The sequence below is a fragment of the Mycolicibacterium komossense genome (genome assembly GCF_025822605.1).
Classification (GTDB): domain Bacteria; phylum Actinomycetota; class Actinomycetes; order Mycobacteriales; family Mycobacteriaceae; genus Mycobacterium; species Mycobacterium komossense.
On record NZ_JACKTY010000047.1, the window covers coordinates 97,803 to 115,189 of the forward strand.

General features: G+C 64.6%; 12 protein-coding genes and 1 pseudogene. 8 read left to right on the top strand and 5 right to left on the bottom strand.

Annotated elements, in window-relative coordinates; translation table 11 throughout:
• Window positions 1-212 precede the first annotated feature (212 nt).
• The gene (locus H7J73_RS28035) at window positions 213-695 is read right to left on the bottom strand and encodes a hypothetical protein (protein ID WP_264071078.1); all 483 of its coding nucleotides are present in this window, start codon (window positions 693-695) and stop codon (window positions 213-215) included.
• A gap of 508 nt (window positions 696-1,203) precedes the next feature.
• Here H7J73_RS28035 and H7J73_RS28040 point away from each other — a divergent pair.
• Complete coding sequence (locus H7J73_RS28040; RefSeq protein ID WP_264071079.1) at window positions 1,204-1,980, top strand: type 1 glutamine amidotransferase family protein; 777 nt, start codon at window positions 1,204-1,206, stop codon at window positions 1,978-1,980.
• A 355-nt stretch (window positions 1,981-2,335) separates the two neighbouring features.
• On the opposite strand, the gene H7J73_RS28045 is transcribed toward H7J73_RS28040, so the two are convergent.
• The 4 genes from H7J73_RS28045 to H7J73_RS28065 form a co-directional block, all read right to left on the bottom strand.
• Window positions 2,336-2,617: a hypothetical protein gene (locus H7J73_RS28045; protein WP_264071080.1), complete on the bottom strand. Its 282-nt coding sequence runs from the start codon at window positions 2,615-2,617 to the stop codon at window positions 2,336-2,338.
• A gap of 538 nt (window positions 2,618-3,155) precedes the next feature.
• Window positions 3,156-4,928: an ABC transporter ATP-binding protein gene (locus tag H7J73_RS28055; protein ID WP_264071082.1), complete on the bottom strand. Its 1,773-nt coding sequence runs from the start codon at window positions 4,926-4,928 to the stop codon at window positions 3,156-3,158.
• A gap of 135 nt (window positions 4,929-5,063) precedes the next feature.
• Window positions 5,064-5,384: an EthD family reductase gene (locus H7J73_RS28060; RefSeq protein ID WP_264071083.1), complete on the bottom strand. Its 321-nt coding sequence runs from the start codon at window positions 5,382-5,384 to the stop codon at window positions 5,064-5,066.
• Window positions 5,385-5,586: 202 nt separating this feature from the next.
• Window positions 5,587-6,600 (bottom strand): aldo/keto reductase, encoded by a 1,014-nt coding sequence (locus H7J73_RS28065; protein WP_264071084.1) that lies wholly within the window; start codon window positions 6,598-6,600, stop codon window positions 5,587-5,589.
• 469 nt (window positions 6,601-7,069) lie between these two features.
• On the opposite strand from H7J73_RS28065, the gene H7J73_RS28070 reads away from it, so the two are divergent.
• The 7 genes and pseudogenes from H7J73_RS28070 (at window position 7,070) to H7J73_RS28100 (ending at window position 17,331) form a co-directional block, all read left to right on the top strand.
• Window positions 7,070-8,458, top strand: a complete 1,389-nt coding sequence (locus H7J73_RS28070) for an NADP-dependent succinic semialdehyde dehydrogenase (RefSeq protein WP_264071085.1) — start codon at window positions 7,070-7,072, stop codon at window positions 8,456-8,458.
• Between the two features lie 58 nt (window positions 8,459-8,516).
• Complete coding sequence (locus tag H7J73_RS28075) at window positions 8,517-9,431, top strand: NAD(P)-dependent oxidoreductase (RefSeq protein ID WP_264071086.1); 915 nt, start codon at window positions 8,517-8,519, stop codon at window positions 9,429-9,431.
• A complete protein-coding gene (locus H7J73_RS28080; protein ID WP_264071087.1) occupies window positions 9,428-10,225 on the top strand; it encodes a maleylpyruvate isomerase family mycothiol-dependent enzyme in 798 nt (265 codons plus the stop codon). The genes H7J73_RS28075 and H7J73_RS28080 overlap by 4 nt, the downstream gene beginning before the upstream one ends.
• 63 nt (window positions 10,226-10,288) lie before the next feature.
• A pseudogene (locus H7J73_RS28085) lies at window positions 10,289-11,947 on the top strand (NAD-dependent malic enzyme).
• The gene (gene fumC / locus H7J73_RS28090) at window positions 11,944-13,425 is read left to right on the top strand and encodes a class II fumarate hydratase (protein ID WP_264071088.1); all 1,482 of its coding nucleotides are present in this window, start codon (window positions 11,944-11,946) and stop codon (window positions 13,423-13,425) included. The pseudogene H7J73_RS28085 and the gene fumC overlap by 4 nt, the downstream one beginning before the upstream one ends.
• 14 nt (window positions 13,426-13,439) lie before the next feature.
• Window positions 13,440-14,252 (top strand): alpha/beta hydrolase, encoded by an 813-nt coding sequence (locus tag H7J73_RS28095; RefSeq protein WP_264071089.1) that lies wholly within the window; start codon window positions 13,440-13,442, stop codon window positions 14,250-14,252.
• Window positions 14,253-14,508: 256 nt separating this feature from the next.
• Window positions 14,509-17,331 carry an ATP-binding protein gene (locus tag H7J73_RS28100; protein WP_264071090.1) on the top strand — a complete coding sequence of 941 codons (2,823 nt, stop codon included), beginning with the start codon at window positions 14,509-14,511 and terminating at the stop codon, window positions 17,329-17,331.
• The last annotated feature ends 56 nt before the right edge of the window (window positions 17,332-17,387 follow it).

Below are 17,387 nucleotides of genomic sequence, written 5' to 3' on the forward strand. Positions count from 1 at the left end.
GATTCCGGCGGTCAGCAGCTAGGCCTCTAATCCTGCGGTTCTCAGTGACGGCGCCCCCGAGGCGCAGTCGCTGCGTGGAAAATCTTCGTTATCGCGAAATGGCGGTCGGGTGAAAGAGCCTGCGGGGCAGTTATGCCGCCTTTGCCGAATCGAGTACCACGAGCACAGCGGACGTCGAACAGCGAGCGTCATGCACTCCGAAGCGGTTGAGGCTAGCGGGACAATCCCACCCGCACGGCGATCGCCTGCTCTTTCCCGACCTCGACGACGCGGTCGATGGACGTCGGTTGATCGGGCAGGCTGTAGAAGTCGATTCTCACGATCGCGCGATCTTCCCTGAAAACCAGGGCCGTCGCTGCTTTTAAACCATCGCGTGACGCGCCGGTGAAGAGAGCGCCGCCATCCCCGACGGGTACCGATCGCGGGGGTGATGTCGTCACGACGGTGGAGAGATTGGCTTGGGCCGAGGGCAGTCCGGCTGCGGCCGCGGCGACGGCTGGCAGCACGACCACCGTGATGCCGACTGCCTCGGTCTGCTCGCTGTTAGTCAGCAGCACCTCTGCACCCGCAACACCATTCGGATCGCGAATGGGCGGCGGCCCGGTGTACGGGTCACCGGCTCCCCCAATTTCTTCGCCCGACAAAAGCAACGGTGTGTAATCCGGCGCCGATGTCATCGGAGGTGACGCAGTCACGAATTGCAGCCCGATCGACGCAGCCGAAGGAGTGGAGCCCTGAGCCAACTCAGGTCCGCCGACGCAGCCGCCGAGCAGAACGCACACCGCAATCGCGCCGGACGCAGCAGACAGTTGGTGATAACTGGATACTCGGATTGGTTCCCTCCTGCGCTCGGTGCCTCCCTTAGCCTGCCAAGTCGCATGGCAGCCTCACCATCGCGCGCGATGCCATATTTAAGCCGTGACACAGTCTGCGTCGAGACTGCAGGACCACCCGGGCACCCGAGACGATCCGTCCCACGAGGCTCCTCCGCCACCACCAGGCGATCCGCTGACGATTAAAGACCGCATTGCGTGCTATGGACTGGCGGGAACGCCGAATGCGAACCTGAGAACGGCTCCTCCCGGACAGGTCAATACATACTGCCGAAGCAGAGGGACCACCCGCGATTTCCGTCTGCGTCATGGAAAGTCCTACCGCGGTCTAGCAGTAGACGGAACGACTACGAACATCAAGGAGCTCACCATGTCGACGATCATTCCCCGTAAAGCGCTGATCGCCATCAGCAGCTATCACGGCGTCATCTATCCCGACGGCACGAAAACCGGTCTCTTCTTCACCGAGGCGCTGCATCCGTACGAAGTGTTCACGGCGGCAGGATTTGACGTGGACCTGGCAACCGAGACCGGCACTTACGGATTGGACGACCTCTCACTGACCGAACAGTTTCTGGCGGGCGACGACAGAGTTGTGTTCGACAATCCGAAGCACCCCTTCAACATCAAGCTGAACTCGCAGCTGAAGAAGGCGTCCGAGGTGAACAGCGAGGAATACGGCGTGTTCTTCGGCTCGGCAGGCCACGCCGCTCTCTACGACTACCCGACAGCGAAACACTTACAGGCTTCGGCCGCTAATGTCTGGGTGCGAGGGGGAATCGTCGCGGCGGTGTGCCACGGACCAGTGATCCTGCCCGGCGTCATCGATGCCGAAACCGGACGATCGATCATCGAAGGCACCACGGTAACCGGCTTCACGATCGAGGGAGAGGTCGTGCTGAAGGTCCTCGACAAGCTGACAGCCGATCACGTCGCGCCTGTCGTGGAGGCGGTAACCAAGGTGGGCGCCGATTACAGCTCGCCTATGCACCCCTTCGACGATTACTCCATCACTGCTGGCCGGCTCATTACCGGCGCCAATCCGGCCAGTGCTCGCAGCACCGCTGAGAGAGTTGTCATAGCGTTTGACGGTCTTGCCCGCGCCGAGACGATTGACGGACAGACGAAGGGCATCGTCCGCGTGTAGCTGGTCTCGCCTGAGCCGGTCGGCGCCGATATCCCTGCACGTTGGCCGATAGAACACGACAACCACGCGGCGTGGCCGCCGCCTGAGCGAGGGCTGCGAGTTGCGCGAGAGGCGGCCGCCCGCTTACTCAACGGCTAATTGCTGCCTCGAGCGCAATCTGTTCGTCGTGTGTGTGCGAAGGACGGAGGCGGCAGGACCTGCGCGCCGTATTCATGTGATGTGTTGAGTGTCAGTATCTTTCCGACTCCGCGACACCCGAGACGATAAGAGTGAGCGACGCGCGCGCCAGACCGCGAAAATCGGCCGCCCTGGCCGGCATCGCAGGATCGAGCGGCAACACGCTGTCCGGCCGCGATTAAGGCACGCCGTTGATCCCGGGATGTTCACCGGGGGTGACTACACCTGCGGATGGGGGATGCACCGCCGGGGTGAAAAGGTTTCCACCACTGGGATTGAGATCCTTCTCAGTCGGCGACGGCGAGCTGCTTGTCGCCGTCGAACTCGTCGGGACGGAAGTCGTCGTCGAGGGCTGCTGACCGGAGCCGGTCTTACCGCAGCCCGTGCCAAGAATGCCGATCGCGATGAATGCGACCGAACCTGCGGCGGCGGCCCTGATGTGGAGTCGAGGTGTGCTCATTGCTGCTCCAAATATCCATGTTTGTAGGGTCTTCGATCGTCAGTGTCAGGAGTCGTGGTGGCGGTGCACACCAGGTGGTTCCGTCGGCGCCGGTGGAGCTTTCACGCCGGGGGTGAAGAGATTGCCGCCGTTGGGACTCAGGTCCTTCTCGGTGGGCGACGGCACTACGCTGCTGGGCGCGGTTGTTGTGGTGGCGGTGGTGGTGGAAGTCGTTGGGGATTGCGGTTTTCCCCCGCACGCGGTGAGCAACACGCCAACCGCGCAGAGCGGTATGGCTAGGCCAGCAATGCGACGGTGCAGATTCATCGGGGTCCTTCGTGACACGTGATGGGTGGAAGGCGAGCTGGTCTCAGTGGCGAGTCCATCGGTCGCTCTATTCATGCTGTCACGCAACGACACTCGTGTTCCATAGCACGTCATGCGGTCTTTATGGCTCAGGGCTGGAGCAGGACGGCAGTTCCTGTCCGCGGACTTGCGGTGACGAGTCTTCTGACTGACCCGGCAGTCCAGGTGAAGCACTTGGGCCGCATGCCCGTGTCTACTTCCGCTCGGAATATTGGATGCGGTGTAAGTGGGCGTAGATGCCGTCGAGTGCCAAAAGATCGGCGTGGGTGCCGTCTTCGGCGACCGTGCCTTCGTTGATGACGATGATCCGGTCGGCGTCTTTGAGGGTGCTCAACCGATGGGCGATGATGATGACGGTGCGGCCCTTCATCAGCCGTTCCAGGCCTTCGATCACCAGTTCCTCGGACTCGGCGTCCAGTGATGCCGTCGGTTCGTCCAGGATCAGGATCGGGCTGTCGCGGATGAAGGCACGCGCGATCCCAATGCGTTGGCGCTGACCGCCTGAAAGTGTCAGGCCTCGCTCGCCTACCGGACTGTCATAGCCCTGGGGCATCCGGGTGATGAATTCGTCGGCGTTGGCGAGTTTGGCCGCGGCGATGATCTCCTCTTCGCTGGCGTCGGGACGGCCGAAGGCGATGTTCTCGCGGACGGTGCCCCGGAACAGGACGGTGTCCTGCAGCACGAAGCCGATCTGCCTGCGCAGCGGATGCAGTTTGTACTCGCAGATGTTCACGCCGTCGATCCTGATGTGCCCGCCGTTCGGGTCGCGGAACCGAGGAACGAGGCTGACGACCGTGGACTTGCCGCTGCCGGTGGGGCCGACGATGCCCACCAGCTGCCCGGCCGGGATGGTGAAGCTCACGTTGCGCAGCACCGGCACGTCGGCGTCATATCCGAAAGCCACATTCTCAAAGTCGATGTCACCGCGAAACGGTGGCGGGTCGATCGCGTCGGGGCGCTCCGGCACGACGAAGTCGGCGTCGAGGATCGCCCGGACCCGTTCGAATCCGACCGACACCTTCGCGAAAGAGTTTGTCATCACCGCGATCTCACGCACGGGCTGGAAGAACTTGGTGAGGTAGGCCAGGAAGACGGTCAGCGTACCCGCTGTCATGACGCCGCCCAGGATGAGTGCCGACCCCCGCCACAGCACGACACCCGTACACAACGCGACGGCAAAACTGACAACCGGGGACAGCAGCGAGGACACCCGCCTGGCCTTGAGCCATGCCATGACGGTGTCCTGGCTGGCTTGGACGAGATGCTGTTCCTCAAGGTCTTGGGCGTCGAACGCTTGCACCACCTCGATTCCTTCGAGGCTCTGTTGCAGGGTGGCCAACATATTCGATTGCCGCTTACGCACTTCACGGGTCGCGTCTTTGATCAACCGGTTGACCCGGAACACGAAGATCGCCAACAACGGCGTGACGGTCAGTGCGACGAGCGCGAAATCCCAGCGCAGCATGAACATCACGACGACCATCCCGACGATGGTGAAGCTGTCGGTGATCAGGTTCAGCGTGGAGACCGACGCAAAACTCTGGATCGTCTGAACGTCGGTCATGATCGTGCTGAGGATCGTGCCGACCCGGTTCTGGTCGTAAAAGCCGAGCGAAAACAGCTGCAGACGGTGAAATAACCGCACCCGCAGATCGTTCGCGACATTCTGCCCGAGGCTTTCGGTGAAGTAGGTGGCGATGTAGAACGCGACGCCGGTGACCGCCGCAATCACCGCGGTCGCAATGCCCGCCGCCGCGGCGATGTGCAGCTTGCTGTCGCCGCCGAGCATGGGCAGCAGCCAGGAGATCCACTGCGGGACGGGACGGCTGCCGACGACGTTGTCGAGGATGATTTTCAACGGCCATGGCGCGGCCAGACTCATCAGCGTCTGCACCACTGTCGCAGTGAAGATGATGGCCAGACTCCATCGGTAGGGTCGGAGCAGTTGACGGATGAGGCGCGTCATGACACTCGTTTCCTGTGAGCGGGCACAGAGCTGCCCGAGATGACCAAACTTCCAGCCGGTCCTGCCTCACCCCACACAGGACGAGAGGCGAGGTTCGGGCCCCTGCTAAATCGGGGGGAACGCGGCAGCGGACCTTCAGTGTTGGGAAATCTCGATGTCGGAGAAGAGCACGCGAACACCGCCCGTGGACAGACGCTGCATGGCCTCGAAGAACGCTGCCGCCTGCGGTGTGGCCACCGCCGCGCTAGCGGCCGCATAATCCGGATAGTAAAGATCAAGCGCACGGTATGCCGGCGTCGGGCTGCCATCTTCCTTCGGCCAGACCTTCGACGCCTCGAAGCGGAGGTGACCCGGGATGCTCCGCGCTGCATCTAATTGCTCGGCCGGATAGGCGGATTCGAATGCCTCGGGGTCGGTGGGATTATCGTAGATGACGGTGATCTTCGTCTCTGCCATGAGATTTCCTCCTGCTTCGCAGCTAGACGCCGTGTTGCGGCCAGCCGGCCTCGCCCGCTTTGGCCGCGAGGGTTGTCTGTGAAGTTTTGCCGTACGACGGCCGGAGATGCCATCACGTGGTGTGCGATCTTTAGCATTTCGCTGCGTCTGCCCGGGTCAATGTCCGAAACTATCGGCACCCGAACCTCTCAGATCTGTGGAGCTAGTGGTCGATCGGCAACGGTGCTGAACGTGACACCAAGCCCTGCGCACGCAGATCGCGCCAGAAGTCCGCGGGGATGACCGTTCCGAGCGCAGCGTGGTCCTCCTTCACCCGAGAAGGCTTGCTTGCGCCCGGAATGACGGCCACCGCCGCCGGATGGGCCAGGCAGAACTGCAGCGCCGCCGCCTTGAGTGGGATGCCGTGCTGATCGGCCAACACGCTGAGCGCCTTGACTTTCGGCCCGATCTCCGCAGGGGCTCGCTTGTACTCGAAGTTCGGTCCACCGACGAGCACACCCGAGCTGTACGGGCCACCGATGACAATGCCGACACCCTGCTTCTGCGCTGCGGGCATGACCCGTTGGAGAGCGTGCTCATGATCGAGCAGGGTGTACCGGCCGGCGAGCAGGCTCCCGTCGGCAGTGGGTTCGGACAAGCCGAGGAGCAGTTCGATCGGCTCGGTGCGGTTGACACCCAGCCCCCACCCCTTGATGACACCCTCATCGCGCAGCTTGTTCAGGGCGCGGAACGCTCCGGTGCGGGCGATTTCGAACTGTGCCAGCCAGCCGTCGCCGTGGAAATCTTGGGCGAGGTCGTGAATCCACACGAAGTCGAGACGATCGACCCCAAGCCGCCGCAGACTCGCTTCGATGGACTTAAGCGCGCCTTCGGCGGTGTAGTCGTAGACGATCTTGTTCTTCAGACCGAACTCGAACAGGCCGTCTTTGTCACCGAAACCCGTTCTGCCTGTCTCTTTCTCGTCAAGAATGAGACGGCCGACCTTGGTGCTGAGTACATATTCCTCGCGCGGGTGATCTTTCAACGCGTTGCCCAGCCGAATCTCCGAGAGCCCGGCGCCGTAGAACGGCGCGGTGTCGAAGAATCGGGTGCCGGCCTGCCACGCGGCTTCCACTGTGGCGACAGCTTCGTCATCGGGAATGTCGCGGAACATGTTGCCTAACGGGGCCGCGCCGAACCCGAGCGGCCCACCAAGAAAGCTTCCTCGCAAACTCATGAAATACCCTGCCGTTCCTCGTGTGCGAGCGACTCACTGGCCGATGGCGTTGCACCGTCCGACCTGTGCAGATGCCCTAATAGTCGTTGGTGAGCCCATCGTGGAGGCTGTGCATCCGGGGGCGCCATCGCGCGGCATGCCATTTTTAATGCACCGCGCCGGCACTATCCGCCTTCGCCCCGCCGTGTCCGATCCGCGGCGACTGCCCACCGCGTGCTGCCGGTCTTAAATACCGCATGCCGTGCTATTTCGCCCCCACCTCAGGCTTGACACGCTCGGGGGGCGAAGCCAGCAGCAGGGAGAGCCGCATGACCGACACGAAGAGCACGACCACAGCCGGCATAGAGATTGCACTGCGGCGCCGCACATGCCAGCTCCGTTGAACGAATCACCCGCTCGCTGAGACGAACACTGCACCCACCGATGTCCGCAAAGCGTCACCAGGCCCACCCGAAAGGAAACGATCACCATGGCAATTCGAACGACCAGCCCTGTCACCGGCGAGGTACTTAAGAGCTTCGACGAACTGACCGCCGACCAGCTCGAAGACAAGTTGGCGCGTGCCGCAACCGCCGCCGAGTCCTACCGCCTGACTACCGTCGACCAGCGGGCCGAGTGGCTCGGCCGGGCCGCTGACCACCTGGAAAAAGAAGCCGACTCCGTCAGCGAGCTGATCACCACCGAGATGGGCAAGACCTATCGCGCCGCCCAGGAGGAGGTCGCCAAATCCGTTCACGGACTGCGGTTCTACGCCGCCGAAGGTCCCGCCTACCTCAAGGATCTCCCGGCTGACGCATCCCGTGTCGGTGCGAAGAAAACCTACGTCACCTATCAGCCGATCGGCCCGGTACTCGCGGTGATGCCATGGAACCTCCCGCTGTGGCAGGCGATGAGATTCGCCGCCCCCGCCCTGACCGCAGGCAACGTCGGGCTGCTCAAGCACGCCTCCAACGTGCCCCAGACCGCGTTGTACATGGAACAGCTCTTCCGCGACGCCGGCTTTCCCGACGACGTGTTCCAGACACTGCTGATCTCCTCGGGTCGCGTCGAGCAGGTGCTGCGCGACGAGCGGGTAAAGGCGGCCACCCTGACCGGCAGTGAGCCCGCGGGCAAGTCCGTGGGCACCATCGCCGGCAGCGAGATCAAAAGGGTGGTACTCGAACTCGGCGGCTCAGATCCTTTCATCGTCATGCCGTCGACGAACCTGGAGCGCGCGACCGACGTCGCGGTGCTGGCCCGCACTCTCAACAACGGCCAATCCTGCATCAACGGCAAACGCTTTTTCGTCCATGCCGACATCTACGACGCGTTCGTGGCGTCCTTCGCCGCCAAGATGGGGGCACTGGTGGTGGGTGACCCGATGGACGAGTCCACCGACGTGGGCCCGCTGGCCACAGAATCCGGCCGAGGCGACGTGGCAGCCTACGTCGACGATGCACTGGGCAAGGGCGCCAAGGCTCTCGTCGGCGGCAAGCGCCCCGAGGGGGCGGGCTGGTTCTATCCCCCCACTGTCCTCACCGACATCACCCCGGATATGAACATGTACCACGAAGAGGTCTTCGGCCCGGTGGCACAGGTCTTTCGGGTCACGTCGCTGCAGCAGGCACTCGAGTTGGCCAACGGGCACCCCTATGGTCTGGGCTCCAACCTCTGGAGCGAAGACGAAGCCGAACGTCAGATGTTCATCCGCGACGTTGAGTCCGGGATGGCTTTCATCAACGGACACACCACCAGCTACCCGGAGATCCCGTTCGGCGGGGTAAAGCGCAGCGGCTACGGACGCGAACTGTCCGACCTTGGCATGAAGGAGTTCATGAACGCAAAGACCGTGTGGATCGGACCCGACGCGCCCGCCTAAGGCCGTACGCGAATAGCGAAGCAAGTCAGGACATGGACTCAGAGCAAGGAGATCAGATGTGACCACGAACAATGACGGGGCACGCACCACGCCGATTCCAGTGGTCGCAGTGCTGGGAACCGGCACCATGGGCGCGGCGATGGCGGCCAACATCGGCGCGGCGGGGATCGCGCTGCGGGCGTGGAACCGTGCTCGCGCCGCCGCGGCCCCGCTGGCCAAAGACGGTGCGCTAGTGGCCGACTCGGCAGCCGACGCGTGCCGCGGCGCCAACGTCGTGCTGACCGCCTTATCGAACGAGGCGGTCGTTGCCTCGGTGATCAGCGATGCGCGTGCCGGCCTCGCCGGCGGCACGGTCTGGATCCAGACGTGCACAGTGTCCCCTGAGGGCAGCCACCGGCTCGCCAAGCAGGCCGCCGAACTGGATCTGGTCTTCGTGGAAGCGCCACTGTTGGGCACCAAAGAGCCGGCCGTCGCAGGCACGCTGACCTTGCTTGCCGCGGCGTCGGACCCGGCGGCCCGCCCGCGAGTGGCGCCCATTTTCGATGCCGTGGGCAATCGCACGGTCTGGCTCGACGGTATCGGTCAGCCCAGCGCGCTGAAACTTGCCTACAACGCCTGGGTGCTGACCACCGTCGAGGGGCTCGCCGAGTCCCTCACCCTCGCAGCTGCCCTCGGCGTCGATCCCGCCCTCGTCATCGATGTCATTCACGGCAGCGGACTGGACAGCAGGTACGTGGAAACCAAGGGCCCCAGGATGATTGATGATGACCTCGACCGGCCATCATTTCCGTTGGAAGCCGCGGCCAAGGACGCGGGCCTGATCACCGATGCCGCCCGCGCCGCCGGCCTTCATCTCGGCATCGCCGAAACGGTCCGCAAACGACTGGATCTCGCGGTGGCTGACGGGCAGGGACGCGCAGACGTAGCCGCCACCTATCGCGTGCCGCGACTGGAATCTCAGGTCGCCCCGTGACCGAGGCCGGGGTCGCATCCGCGCGGCTGAGCGCCGCACAACTCGACGAGCTCATCCCCCACATCCACGACAGCCAATGGGATTCACCGTCGGCCTGCGCAGGGTGGCGTGTCATCGACGTGCTGGCCCACCTGGGCGCGCTGGCCCACGAGGCCGTCGATCCTCCCCCGCCCGAACCTGGCCTGCCGACGGTTCGCGAGCGCTATCACGACCTGCGGGTCGACCAACGCAGAAGTCTGAGCCATGCCGAGGTGATCGACGAGTGGCGCACCTACACGCCCCGGCAACTGGACCTCTTGGAGGCCGACCAGGCCTCGACCCGATCAGCCGGACCCGTCACCGTACCCGGCCTCGGCGTTTACCCACGGCATCTGCTGGCCAACACCATGGCATTCAACGTGTTATGCCATCTGCGCTACGACATGCTCGCCCCCGACGGGCCGCTGCCGTTCACCCTGCCGCCGCCCACTGACCAACAGGTCTCTCCGGCAATCGGATTCATGCTCGCCGGACTACCGCAGATGCAAGGACCAGAACTCGACAACACCGTCACCGTTCCCCTGAGCCTCGAGCTCACCGGACCAGGCGCCACGACCGTCACCGTGCATCCGGCCCGGGGATCCGGAACCCGTCTGACCTTGAGCCCCGGCGACGACGGATCCACGCGGATCCGCAGCACCGCCCTGTCCTTCATCGCGTGGGGCACCACGCGAAAACCGTGGCGCCCCTATTGCACGATCAGCGGCGACGAACCGGTGGCCGCCGCATTCCTGGACTGCCTCAACATCATCTGACTCATCCCCGACACGGGCTCACCGCCCACCTCCGCGCCCGGCCACCTCAGGAAAGGACCACCAATGTCGCACTCCGTCACGCCGCACATCCCGGCGGCGTTGTCCACACCGATCATCAACCAGGGCACCGCCTTCACCGAGGAGGAGCGCCACACCCTCGGACTCACCGGCCGCCTGCCCTCAGCCGTGCTGACCCTCGAGGAGCAGGCCCAGCGGCTGTGGACCCAGCTGCAACAGCTTCCCAACGATCTCGCCCGCAACTTGCTACTCGAACAGATGCACAACCGCAACGAAGTCCTCTACTACAAGGTGCTCACCGAGCATCTCACCGAGCTGCTGCCGGTGGTCTACGACCCGACCGTGGGCGATGCCATCGAGCAGTACTCCGACGAATACCGCGGCCAACATGGCATCTATCTGTCGATCGACCGGACCGCTGACATCGAAGCATCTTTGGCCACACTGGGATTGGGTGCCGACGACGTCGATCTGATCGTCTGCAGCGACGCAGAAGCGATCCTGGGTATCGGCGACTGGGGCGTCGGCGGCATCCAGATCGCCGTCGGCAAACTGGCCATCTACACCGCCGGCGCCGGCATCGACCCGTCCCGTTGCATCGCTGTCTCCCTCGATGTCGGCACGAACAACGAAACGCTCCTGAATGACCCGTTCTACCTGGGTAACCGGCACCCGCGACGCGGCGGCACCGAGTACGACGACTTCATCAGGCACTACATCGACACCGCCCACCGCCTGTTTCCGCGCGCGATGATCCACTTCGAAGACTTCGGACCCGAACACGCCCGTGCCATCCTCACCACGTATTCGCCGGATCACTGCGTGTTCAACGACGATGTCCAAGGCACGGGCGCGGTGGTGATGGCCGCGATCTAATCCGCGGTCAAGATCACCAACATCGCGCTGCGCGACCAGATTATGGTGGTCTTCGGATCCGGCACCGCCGGAGTCGGCATCGCCGACCAACTCCGCGACGCGATGATCGCCGACGGCGCCAGCGCGGAGCAGGCGACCGCGGGCATCTGGCTCATCGACAAGCAAGGGCTGCTGTTCGACGACATGAACGACCTGCGGGACTTCCAGCGACCCTATGCCAAGAGCCGTTCGGCGATCGGTGCCGGCCCCACCGACACCGTCAACCTCCTCGACACCATCAAGCTGGCCTCCCCGACCGTGCTACTGGGCACCTCCACCGTGCACGGCGCCTTCACCCGCGAGGTCATCGAGGCGATGTCCGCCGCCACCGCACGACCGGTCGTGCTGCCCATCTCCAACCCGACCTCCAAGATCGAGGCCATGCCCGCCGACGTGCTGGCCTGGTCGAAAGGCACTGCTCTCGTCGCCGCCGGGATCCCAGTCGGCTCAGTCGAATACGACGGCACCACCTACCAATTCGGGCAGGCTAACAACTTCATGGTGTTCCCGGGGCTGGGCCTCGGGGTCATCGTCGCAGGCGCGAAGCGGGTCACCAAGTCCATGCTGGTCGCAGCCGCACGCGCCATCGGCGACCAAACCGACGTCCGGGCACCCGGGGCCGCGCTGCTACCCGATGTGAAGAACCTACGCGCCCTCTCGGCGATCGTCGCCGCAGCCGTCTACGACTCGGCGCACTCCGAGGGCGTCGCCACCCGAACCCACGCCGACGTCGCCGCGGTGATCCACGACTCGATGTGGACGCCGCAATACCGGCTGACCCGATCGTGAGTGCTTCCGACGGGTCCCAGGGCGTCCCGGCCGTCCTGGACCTGCCGATCGGGTTGTCGGACAGCGGAACCCGAGCCGAGTCCGACTCGATGGGCAGCATCGATGTCCCGGCCGACCGGTACTGGGGAGCCCAGACCCAACGTTCCCTGCAGCACTTCGATATCGGCAACGACCGCATGCCGAAAGAGGTGTACCACGCCTACGGCTACGTCAAGAAGGCCGCTGCCGCCGTCAATGCGACCGCTGGGAGGCTGCCCAGCTGGAAGGCCGCGCTGATCAGCCGGGTATGCGACGAGATCATCGCCGGGCACCTCGACGAGCATTTCCCGCTCTACGTCTGGCAGACCGGCTCGGGCACTCAGTCGAACATGAACGTCAACGAGGTCATCAGTAACCGCGCGATCCAACTCCTCGGCGGGACACTGGGATCCAAGTCCCCCGTGCACCCGAACGACGATGTCAACATGGGGCAATCCTCCAACGACACCTTCCCGACCGCGATGAACATCGCGGCGGTCCTGGAGATTCAGGACCGGCTGCTGCCCGCGCTCGACGCGCTGCACGCCGCCATCGACGCGAGGGCGCATCGTTGGGCCGACGTCGTCAAGATCGGCCGCACCCACCTGCAAGACGCCGTGCCCTTGACCGTCGGGCAGGAATGGTCAGGATGGGCAGCGCAACTTCAGACGGCCGCCGCGCGGGTCCGGGGCGCGGTAGCCGAACTGCTGCGACTGGCCGCCGGCGGCACCGCCGTTGGCACCGGACTGAACGCGCCGTCTGGATTCGGGCCCGACATCGCCGCGCAGATCGCTGCACTCACCGGCCACGAGTTCGTCACCGCGCCGAACAAGTTCGAAGTCCAGGGCGGACTGGACGGGATCGTCGCCGCCAACGCCACCCTGCGCGGCGTGGCCGTCGCGCTGATGAAGATCGCCAACGACATACGTTGGCTGGCCTCCGGACCCCGCGCCGGCATCGGCGAACTACGGCTCCCGGCTAACGAACCCGGAAGCTCCATCATGCCCGGCAAGGTCAACCCCACCCAATGCGAAGCCATGGTGATGGTCTGCATCCAGGTGTTGGGCGAGGACGTCGCCGTCGGAATCGCCGGCTCACAGGGCAATTTCGAACTCAATGCGATGCGACCCATCATCATCAACAACTTCCTGCACTCCGCTCGTATCCTCGGCGATGCCAGCAACAAATTGGGCGAATTCTGCATCGAGGGAATCGAACTCGACACCGATCAGATCGCCGCCGACGTCAGCCGATCGCTGATGCTGGTGACTGCCCTGTCCCCCGTCATCGGTTACGACAAGGCGTCAGCGATCGCTCACCAAGCTCAACGGACCGGGTCCACTCTGCGTGAAGCCGCGTTGGACTCCGGCGATATCAGCGGCGCGGACTTCGATCGGATCGTCAACCCCGCGAACATGGTCGGCGCCAACGCCGCCGCCGCCTCACCTTCGGTCACTTAGAAAGCAGGAAAATCATGGCCTACTTCCGACGCCGCATACTGACCGTACTGGCGACCACAATCTTTGCCGCCGGGCTGAGTTCCCCGGCCTCGCATGCCCTTCCACCCGGACAGGTCACCGTGGTGTTGGTCCACGGCGCGTGGGCCGACACGTCGAGTTGGAACGGCGAGATCATCGAACTCGAAAAGCACGGATACACCGCGCGGGCGATCGCCAACCCGCTGCGCAACCTGGTCACCGATGCCGGCGCCGTGGCGGCGTTCCTGCAAACGATCGCTGGCCCGGTAGTCCTGGTCGGGCACTCCTATGGCGGCGCCGTCATCAGCGAGGCAGCGGCAAGCAGCCCGAATGTCAAGGCACTGGTGTACGTCGACGCCTACGCCCCGGAGATCGGAGAATCCGCTAGTACCCTCAACGGAGACACTTCAGCGGTCGTCACACTTCCCGATGACCAGCTCTACGACACCGCAAGCTATCCCGATGCGCCAAACGGAGCGCTCGACCTTCTGTTGAAAAAGGACGTCTTCCTGCGCGACTTCGCCAGCGACCTCCCCACCGAGCAGGCGACCCAGTTGTGGTCGATTCAACGCGCGACGTCCACCGTCGCACTGAAGACCCCCAACACGGCGGCGGCCTGGAAGACGTTGCCCTCCTGGTCCTTCATCAGCACCGGTGACCGCATCATCACGCCCGCCTCAAAAGAATTCATGGCCCAGCGCGCGCACTCCCATGTCACCACGTTCCAGGGCGGCTCGCACCTCACGCTCATCTCGCACCCCCGGGATGTCGCCGCGGTCATCGAAACCGCCGCCGCCAGCGTCTCCTGATCACGGGGTCGCCTAAAGATCACATGCCATGCGATGGCAGTCGGCGGGGGTGACGTGCGAACCTCGCCAGGTAAAGATGCAGCGCGCTGCCCAAGCCCGCCGGCTCGGCTCGGTCATCGCCGACGGCGACCCGGTGCCGAAGGTCGGCTCAGGCGTCCAGCGACGGACGGGGACGACTGTGAGGCCATCAGTGCGCGGTGCGTCATCACGTCAGCGTTGAAGGGCGAGACGCATTGTGACTCAAGGGACCGACCCTGTGACTACGCGGCCCGACACCGTCCTGAACCCGGAGCGGCGTCGTCGTACGGAAGCGACACCACTGCGGGGCAGAGCTGAGCAGCTGGCAACGATCGACGCTGCGATCGCGGGACTGCGGCGCGGCCACGGTTGCGTGGTCCTCATCGAAGGGCCCCCTGGCATCGGGAAGTCGCGATTACTCAAGGAGGTATCGACTCGCGCCGAGGTGACAGGCGCACAGATTTTAGCGGGCGCAGCGTCGGAGGATCAGCAATCGGTGGCCTTCGGGCCGCTGCTGACGGCGATCGTCAACGCCGATCCACCGATCGGCGACTTCGAAAACTTCAGGGCGATCGGAGCCGACGCCAACCTCGGCTTCTGGGTCATCCAGGACATGCAGGCCGCGATCTCCGCGGCGGCGCTGCGCCGGCCTTTACTGATCGCCATTGATGATCTTCAGTGGGCGGACGCCGGTACGCTGCAAGCCCTTCGGGGCATGGTCACCGGTTTGTCCCGCACGCCCGTCATGTGGGCTTTGGCTGCCCGCCCGGCCGAAGCACGGCCGGCCGTGCGGGATGCCCTTGATGCGATGACGTCTGATCCCGACCTGCACGAATACCGGATCCGGCTTAACGGCCTAGGGTCCACGGCGATCGCCGATATGACCGCCGACGTCGTGGGTACCTCGGTCGACGAGGCGCTGCTGCAGGTCACCGAGAAGGCTCACGGCAGCCCGTTTCTGTTGTTAGAAGTGCTGCGGGGGTTGAGCGACGAGAAGCGCATCCGCATGTCGGAATCGGGCGCCACAGTGGTCGGAGACGATCCGCCGCAACGGCTGGCGGAGTCCATGGCGCAGCGCCTGAGTCGGCTGCAGGAGCCGACTCGTCGCATGGTCGAGATGGCGTCGATCCTTCCGGCCACGTTCTCCGGGGCGGCACTGGCCACGATGTTGAAGACGACGTCCATGCAGTTGTATGCGACCGTCACCGAAGCCATCCAGGCCGACCTGCTGGCTGAAGACGGCGACTCGTTGACGTTCCAGCACGATCTCCTGCGCCAGGCGGCGCGCCGGTCGATCCCGGAGGATGTGCGACGTTCCATGGAACGGCAGTCGGTCGATGTCCTGCTCGGCCTGGGTGCTGAACCGGCACATGTCGCCTTTCAGCTCGCGCGCAGCGCCGACATGGGCGACACCGGCGCCGTCAGCACGCTACGGAAAGCCGCGGATTCGCTGACGCAATCGGACCCATCGGGAGCAGCAGACCTCGGATTGCGGGCACTGGACCTCATCCGACCCGAAGACGCCCAGCGCCCCGCAGTGGTGGCCGAAACGGTGCGACGACTCGTCCGTGCGGCACGCAACGAAGAGGCACAACACCTGGGATCTGCCGCGATGTCATCGACGGGACTGCCCGTCGAAGTGGAGGCAACCATCCTGCAGAGTCTGACGATGGCCAATGACGGCTACGTCCGCCTGCGTCTGCCCGAGAATCGCCGCGCCCTGGAACTTTCGGGCCTGGCGCCGCAGACCCGGGCCCGCCTGCTGGGCTTCCTCGCGCACAACCTCATGTTCGACGGCCAAGTCAGTGAAGCCCGCCTCACGGCCGAAGCGGCTCGGCAGGCCGGGATCGCAATCGACGACCAGCCCACATTGACCTTGGCCGATGTGGTCCTGGCCTACGTCGACTACGCCGAAGGCCGCGGGCTGGCCTGCGCACAACGGGTCGAACGTCTGCAGAGCCGCATCGATGCCACCGAGGTCGGCGTGCTCGCCGGTTACCACGTCTGCAATCTGATGTTCGGTCTCGGTAACGTCGAACCGGCAACGGCCCTACTGGATTTCATGATCGACGCTGCCCGCGAGCACCACCACGACGAGGCTTTCGCCATCTTCACCCAGGTACGCGCGGTCGGTGAATTTGCTGGGGGGCGACTGGGCGCTGCCCGTGCTCTGGTCGAATCGTTGCCCGTCGAGCAGCGCGCCGCCACCGACGCGACGGCGGCCCAGGTGGGCTCGGTGACCATGGGAGCGGTCGCCGCCCACACCGACGACGAACCATGGCAACAGTTGCTCGCGGGCACGGCTCGGGAATGGCTCAGCATCGGTCCCTCACCGCGGCGCGAGGGTGTGTTCATGCTCGCGCACTTCGCCTGGCAGCGAGGCGATATCGACGCGGCGGCGCAGTGGCTTTCCGATGACTTCGACCTCCTCGGGACACCCATGCCGGCCAATGCCCTCGGCCACGTAGTCCTGGCAGCCCGCGTGGTTCGCACATCGGGTGACGCGGGCCTGCGTCAACGCGTCCAGACGGCAATCGCCACACTCGAGTGTGAGGAGCCGCGACTGCCACATTTCGCGGGCGTGGCTCTGCACTGTCGTGGACTCCTTGAGAACGATCTCGAGGCGCTACAGGCGGCAGTACGAACGCTCGCCGACTGCGGGCGTCCCCTGCTTCATGCCGGTGCGACCGAGGACATTGGTCACCTGTTGGCGCGGGCAGGGTCGCCGGCGCCGGCCATCGACCGGTTGACCGATGCCTTCGAGACGTTTCACCGCTGCGAAGCAGTCGCCGATGCCCGCCGCGTGGCGAAGGCGTTGCAACAGTTGGGCGTCAAGCGGCGCGTGGTTCGCCGGCGTGAGGAATCCGGCTGGACCAGCCTCACTCCGGCCGAGCGAAAGGTTCTCGAACTCGTCACGGAGGGGAAAAGCAATAGCGACGTCGCTCAGGAGCTCAACCTGTCACGACACACCGTCGTGGCCCATCTGCGAAAAATCTTCTCCAAGTTGGATATTCACACGCGTGCCGAGGCGGCCGGCATCGCACGCGAACACCTGAGTTAGAGCGCATAGGGCTGTGGTCGGGCCAACACTAACGACGACGGCAGTGCCGCCAGCTC

What these genes read in the sequence shown, in the direction of transcription:
- H7J73_RS28065 (WP_264071084.1), bottom strand. Translation starts at nt 6,600, where the DNA reads ATGAGTTTGCGAGGAAGCTTTCTTGGTGGGCCGCTCGGGTTCGGCGCG.
- H7J73_RS28045 (WP_264071080.1), bottom strand. Translation starts at nt 2,617, where the DNA reads ATGAGCACACCTCGACTCCACATCAGGGCCGCCGCCGCAGGTTCGGTC.
- H7J73_RS28055 (WP_264071082.1), bottom strand. Translation starts at nt 4,928, where the DNA reads ATGACGCGCCTCATCCGTCAACTGCTCCGACCCTACCGATGGAGTCTG.
- H7J73_RS28060 (WP_264071083.1), bottom strand. Translation starts at nt 5,384, where the DNA reads ATGGCAGAGACGAAGATCACCGTCATCTACGATAATCCCACCGACCCC.
- H7J73_RS28040 (WP_264071079.1), top strand. Translation starts at nt 1,204, where the DNA reads ATGTCGACGATCATTCCCCGTAAAGCGCTGATCGCCATCAGCAGCTAT.
- H7J73_RS28070 (WP_264071085.1), top strand. Translation starts at nt 7,070, where the DNA reads ATGGCAATTCGAACGACCAGCCCTGTCACCGGCGAGGTACTTAAGAGC.
- H7J73_RS28095 (WP_264071089.1), top strand. Translation starts at nt 13,440, where the DNA reads ATGGCCTACTTCCGACGCCGCATACTGACCGTACTGGCGACCACAATC.